Below are 6,110 nucleotides of genomic sequence, written 5' to 3' on the forward strand. Positions count from 1 at the left end.
CATGCCCGCCCTCCACCTCCTGGGCACTGGATCCGCTGTCGCGGACGCACACCGAACGACGACGATGCTGGCCCTGGAGTGGGGCGGCAACAGTTTGCTGATCGATTGCGGGGGTGATGTTTTCCAGCGTTTTCTGGCGGCCGGCCTGGATGCCTCCGGCCTGAGAGGCCTCATCATCACGCATGAGCACCCGGATCACATAGTCGGACTGCCCCTGCTGATGGTGCGCCTGTGGCTGAACGGCAGAAGCGAGCCATTCCCCGTGTACGGCCCGAAACCGGCTCTTGACCAGGCGCGGCGACTCATGGCAGCGTTCGACACCTCCACCTGGAGTCTGCCTGAGATCGTGTGGCGCGAAGCCGCCCTTGACGAGGGAGCCATCGTACTGCAGAACGAGTGCTGGACCATCACCGGCGCTCCGGGCGTGCACGGCGTGCCCGTGCTCGGTCTGCGCATGGAGCACGAAGACGGGTTCGTGGTTGCCTATTCGTCCGACACCGAACCATGCCCCGCCATCAGTCGGTTGGTGGACGGATGTGATCTGCTCGTGCATGAGGCCACCGGAGATCTGCGCGGCCACTCCTCGGCTGCACAGGCGGCAGAGACGGCTCGCCGGGCCGGGGCCTCTCACCTGGTGCTGGTTCACCTGTCTCGCGGCTTCGGCAGCGATGACGTGGCCGGACTGTCAGGCCCGGAGCTGGAGGTCCTGATCGGAGAGGAACTGGACCGATTTGAGTTCTGACTGATCCGGAGCGGATTCGAGCGTGCGCACCGTCAGATGCCTGGCTGCAGTGTCAAACCAGTGGTAGCGACCGGGCAGAAGTCGGGAGATCCGCCGGCGCAGCTCATGGAGCCCATGAATCTCATTTGGCAGGTAGGCCACGAGCGTGAAGGCCCGGCAGGGCCGCTGGTAGTGATCCCGGCCGTGACCGGGCCGTCGCAGGGCAGCCACGTATTCCGGCGATGGCTCCGGTGTCCACTGGCGTAGCACGCCGTGCACGAACCTGCGGTGTGCATCGGGTACCGTGTCTTCCGCAGGACCTCCCAGATGCGCATGCAGGTGCCTGCCGGTCAACTCCAGGGAACGGGTCAGTGCTTCTACCACGTGCAGCTCTTCGACCAGCACCGGTTCGGGCTCGGCCAGCAGAATGGAATCCGCGTGTTGCATCGCATCCCAGAGCAACGCGATTTCCCGAGGCGTCAGCGGCCGGGGGTCTGCCAGGGCTGCGAGGGTCACCTTGGGCCAAAGGCTTCCGGGGTACTCCGGCAGGAGCCCATCGCGGATGCTGTCCTTGAGTTCGAGTAAACCCTGGGTGAAGCCCTCGAACGCCAGCGTCAGTACGCCCGACCCCGCCAGGAAATACCGGGCAGGGCGCAGCAGCGCCTTGCCGGTCCGGGGGGCAGCCGCTCGCAGCAGATCCAATGTCGGCTCGATACCCTGCATGTTGGTTTTAAAGACCTTACCGGGTGATGTGTTCTCCGCGATGGGCCATGTACCTTTGCAATCATGCCGGTCGCCGTCACATTCTGGGGAACCCGGGGGTCCATCCCCGTATCCGGGAGCGCTTTCAGCCGGGTTGGCGGAAACACGAGTTGCGTCTCCGTGGAATTTCCGGATTGCGTGGTCCTGCTGGATGCCGGCACCGGTATCCGGGAGGCAGGCCGGGCGCTCCTGGAGGATCCCCGAGAACTCGTCATCCTGGTATCACATCCGCACTGGGATCACATCCAGGGATTCCCCTTTTTCGAGCCGCTCTACCAGCAGGGGCGCAAAGTAACCGTCGCGGCGCCCGGCCGGGAGACGTGGGCGGCCGCCCTGGCTGCCCAGATTGACGGTTTTCGATTCCCCGTGGACTGCGAAGCTCTGAGTTCAGAACTGACCGTTGTGTCCCAACCGGACCAGATTCGCGGTGCGATGCCCGTGCCGCTGAGCTGGATGGACGTGAACCACCCGGGAGACTGCCTCGGATACCGAATGGAGACCGCCGCCGGCGCGGTTGTCTACCTGACCGACAACGAGCTCGCGCCGGATGCTCCAGGACCTGCGGACAAGGCGTCGCTGGTGGCATTCTGCGCCGACGCAGCACTGCTGGTTCATGACGCCCAGTACCTCGAGGACGACCTGCCCGACAAGTCCGGTTGGGGTCACAGCACGGCGGAGCAGGTGGTAGCGCTGGCCCGGGAGGCGGGTGTGGCCCGGTGTGCTCTCTTTCACCATGATCCCGCGCGCGAGGACTGGGCTGTGCTGAAGCAGGAAGCTCTGGCAAGGGGCCTGATGCGCGCTGACCCGGTTGAGGTGTTCGCGGCCCGCGACGGCATGCGTGTCTTGCTCTAGGTAGCCCGCGCGACAGGCTGTAGGAGAGCGTTTCCCCCGGCGCAGCGGCACTAAAGGCTGCCCCATTAACGCCGATACGGACTGGGAATACGTTCCCCCGCCTCCTATGGAACTCCTGGAAGTCGAAGCATCGGTATCTGGCGCCTCTCAGGCGCCAAGGCACTCTCCTGCCGAGGATTCCGAGTCTGCGTCATGGCTCCGCATCGTGCTGTTCCTGCTGACCGCCGTGTCGGTAGGATTCGTCGCCGTGTGGATCATGTTCATGGCTTCCGGCACGATCGGTTTGGTCGGCCATTTGGCCATTTTCCTGCCGCTTGTGGCGATTTCGCTCAGCTCCTTCCTGATTTTCAAGTCGCGGAAGCTGATTGTCGAGGAGTTGCGGGATGCCGATTTCGAGGTCGGCGCCGCCCGCGCCCGAGTGGCTGCGGCGGAGCAGGCCCAGCACACGTATCGCCAGGTATTCCAGGAAGCAGGCATCGGCTGGTACCGGGTCTCCCCGGACGGACGCCTCATCACAGCCAATCCTTCGCTGGCCAAGGCGCTCGACTTCGGTTCGCTGGAGGGACTGCGCGCATACTACAGCAACCGGAGCTTCCCCAACGCGCCGAACCGCAACGCGGTGAACAAGGCCCTTGCGGCCATAGGCGAGATCAAGTCCCACAAGTCGGAGTGGATCAGGGACAACGGAGATTCCCTGGAGGTCGTCGAAACGGCTCGGGCGATCAAGGACGACAAGGGACGCACCCTTTACATCGAAGGATTCATCATCGACGCGGCCGTGCGCAAGCCGCTTGAGAACATCAAGACCAGCTTGGAGAGCGCGGCTCCTTCGCAACCCGACGTCGACGACAGGAAGGCCACCACCGGGGACGAGGTGTTCGTGGCCCACATGAGCCATGAACTCCGCACGCCGATCAACGCCATCGTCGGCATGACCAGCCTGCTGCAGGACACGCAGCTGGATGCGGAGCAGCGCGATTTTGTGGACACCATCAAGATCTCGTCAGAGAGCTTGCTGTCCATCGCCAACAACGTGCTGGACTTCTCCAAGATCGAAGCCGAGAGCCTGCAGTTGGAGCAGCGCGAGTTCGGCCTGCGGGCCTGTGTCGAGGATGCCCTGGATCTGGTGGCTCTACGCGCGGCCGAGAAGAAGCTCGAGCTGCTCTATCAGATCGAGCCCCGGGTACCTGATACGCTGTTGTCAGACGACACCCGACTGCGGCAGATTCTGGTGAACCTGCTGACCAACGCGGTCAAGTTCACCGAGGAAGGCGAGATCGAAGTCACCGTGCAGGCCAAGCAGATCGAAGGCGCCCGGTACAAGTTCATGTTCGCGGTCACCGATACCGGCATCGGTATCCCGCCGGACAAGCAGAAGAGTCTGTTTGAGCCCTTCTACCAGACCGACTCTTCGACCACCCGCCGGTTTGGCGGCACCGGACTCGGTCTGGCAATCAGCAAGCTGCTGGCCGAGCGCATGGGTGGCACCATGAGCGTGGAATCCACCCCGGGACACGGCTCGACGTTCCATTTCCATATCGAGGCGGACATCTCCGACCGCCACGCGGTTTCTGCCTTCGACGAGCACCTGCCGACCCTCGAAGGCAAGAAGGTGCTTGTGCTCGACGACAACGACACGTCCCGCAACCTGACGCTGCGTCTGCTCGAATCGTTTGAAATGAGCACCGTTTCCACCGGTTCGGTGGACGAGGCCATCGGCCACCTGCGCGACAGCGAAGCGTTTGACGTCTGCATCGTCAGCCTTACACACTTCGGCCAGGACTCGGTGGTGTTTGCACGACGCGTCCGGGCCTTCGACTCGGACAATCCGACGCCGCTGGTACTGGTCCGCTCGCTCACCGCTCCGCCGGTGTTCGATCGCCCCTACCGCTCGGTTTTCCTGCAGAAGCCCATCAAGCGGGATCGGCTCATCGTTGCACTCGTGCGCGGTCTGAGCGACGATCAGGATGGGGTCGATACGGTCACCACGGAGGACGGGCGCATCGCGCAGTCGGCAGATCCGCTCTCCATCCTGGTTGCCGAGGACGATCCGGTCAACCAGAAGGTCATGCTCCGTCTGCTGGAGCGCCTCGGGCACCACGCGGATGTCGTGGGCGATGGGGCCGCAGCCCTGGAAACCCTGCGTCACACCCACTATGACGCCGTGATTCTGGACGTGCGCATGCCCGGCATGAGCGGCCCGGAGGCCGCCAAAGGCATCATCAAGCGGCACCCCGACCGTAACCAGCGCCCCCGACTGATCGGCATGACGGCCTCTACCTCGGCCGCCGACCGGGACCTCTGCCTTGGTGCCGGCATCGATGCCTGCCTGACGAAGCCCATCAACCTCGAGTCCCTGGTCCAGGAACTCAACGAGGTCAAGCGGCGCGAGACGAGACGAGCCGGTTCAGACGGCCCGTCCGACGGCGAAATTCGCTCCAGCCTGCGCCGGCTCATGCAATCCGCGCACGGCGACGAACCCGCCTTCATGGCGGAACTGCTCACCAGCTTCATTCGCACCGCGCCCACCCTCATGGGAACGTTGGAGGATCAGCTCGGTCGCGACGACGCCAAGGGCGTGCATCGTACAGCGCGTACTCTCAAGTCCAGCTGTCAGTTCATCGGGCTGATGCGCCTGGCTGCCCTGTGCAAAGCCCTGGAAGTGGCTGCGACCGGAGAAACTGGACGCAGCGAGCTCGAGCCGTTCGTACGCACGATCAGTGCTGAATTCGCCCGCATCCAGTCGATCCTGGTCGAGGAACGGGATCTGATGCTCACGCGCGCCGGGCTCTCGAAGGAAGCGGTCAACGCCTGATCCCGCCTGCCCAGCCGTCGCCGACGGTTAGCCTCAGCGCACCGGCAGGTACACGTGGAAGTGGTCGGCCGTGCCTGTGTGGCGCAGCACTTCCAGGCCGACCGAACGCAGGTACAATCGTGTCGCAGTGTTGAGCCATTCGGGCCGCCCGATCGTGCGCAGGTCGACCGCATGCACATAGCCGCTTTCCTGGGCATAGTGCAACGAACGTTGATTCACCGGCAGGTTCATGCGTCCGTAATCTTCCGGCTGGCGCGCACCGTCCGTGATCACGGCATCCGAGTCCACGAGCACCATGGTGGCCAGCGCCAAACGGATCGCCGGGTGCAGCGACGTGTAGGTCTCCTGCACGGAGGCGCTCTTGAACTGGCGCGGTGACAGAAAGAGCAGTCCGTAGACGCAGTAGGCTCCGACGACCGCAAGGCTGGCCCGCGGCAACCACTTGCCGGGACGCAGGCCCAGGCGGCGTCCAGCCACGAATCCATAAAGGGCAATCAGGGCCGTCGTGGCCAGCACCGCACCGACCAGAGACATCCAGGGTCCAGCACCGGTCTCCACCGCAAGGGCGGTCGCGCCGCGCACCAGTACCCAGAAAGGCAGCAACAGCAGGACTACCAGGAGCGCCAGCGCCCTGCCCGGACGAAATGGCTTCTTTTTCGGGCGATGGGGCCGTGCCGGCCTCGTCCTTTGCGCTCCGGCTGCCGCCTCAATGGCGGCCATGGCCTCTTCAATGGACTGGGTCGACGAACTCATGCCCCCGTATTCGGCGTCAGGGAGTGTGGGTTGCAAGGCGCATCACCGGGATCTCCCGGATGATGCGCCGGTGCTCCGGCCGGATGTCCAGGTGCACCTGCAAGACGGTCACGCTGTCCGCGCGGGCCAGCCGTGGGGGGGTGGCCGGCCGCGCACCCCACCCCGCGGGGCCCCCGGGCGGGGGCCGCCCACCCACCATAAAACGAC

General features: G+C 64.6%; 5 protein-coding genes. 3 read left to right on the forward strand and 2 right to left on the reverse strand.

Annotation, left to right across the window (positions count from 1 at the left end):
- Position 1 precedes the first annotated feature (1 nt).
- Positions 2-742 carry an MBL fold metallo-hydrolase gene (locus tag JJ896_10580; GenBank protein ID MBO6780087.1) on the forward strand — a complete coding sequence of 247 codons (741 nt, stop codon included), beginning with the start codon at positions 2-4 and terminating at the stop codon, positions 740-742.
- Here JJ896_10580 and JJ896_10585 read toward each other — a convergent pair.
- Positions 686-1,444, reverse strand: a complete 759-nt coding sequence (locus tag JJ896_10585; GenBank protein ID MBO6780088.1) for a hypothetical protein — start codon at positions 1,442-1,444, stop codon at positions 686-688. The genes JJ896_10580 and JJ896_10585 overlap by 57 nt on opposite strands.
- Positions 1,445-1,507: 63 nt before the next feature.
- On the opposite strand from JJ896_10585, the gene JJ896_10590 reads away from it, so the two are divergent.
- A complete protein-coding gene (locus JJ896_10590) occupies positions 1,508-2,335 on the forward strand; it encodes an MBL fold metallo-hydrolase (protein ID MBO6780089.1) in 828 nt (275 codons plus the stop codon).
- Positions 2,336-2,441: 106 nt separating this feature from the next.
- Positions 2,442-5,150 carry a response regulator gene (locus tag JJ896_10595; GenBank protein ID MBO6780090.1) on the forward strand — a complete coding sequence of 903 codons (2,709 nt, stop codon included), beginning with the start codon at positions 2,442-2,444 and terminating at the stop codon, positions 5,148-5,150.
- 33 nt (positions 5,151-5,183) lie between these two features.
- Here JJ896_10595 and JJ896_10600 read toward each other — a convergent pair whose 3' ends face one another.
- The gene (locus JJ896_10600; protein ID MBO6780091.1) at positions 5,184-5,903 is read right to left on the reverse strand and encodes a hypothetical protein; all 720 of its coding nucleotides are present in this window, start codon (positions 5,901-5,903) and stop codon (positions 5,184-5,186) included.
- Positions 5,904-6,110 lie beyond the last annotated feature (207 nt).

The sequence above is a fragment of the Rhodothermales bacterium genome (assembly GCA_017643395.1).
GTDB lineage: Bacteria > Bacteroidota > Rhodothermia > Rhodothermales > UBA10348 > JABDJZ01.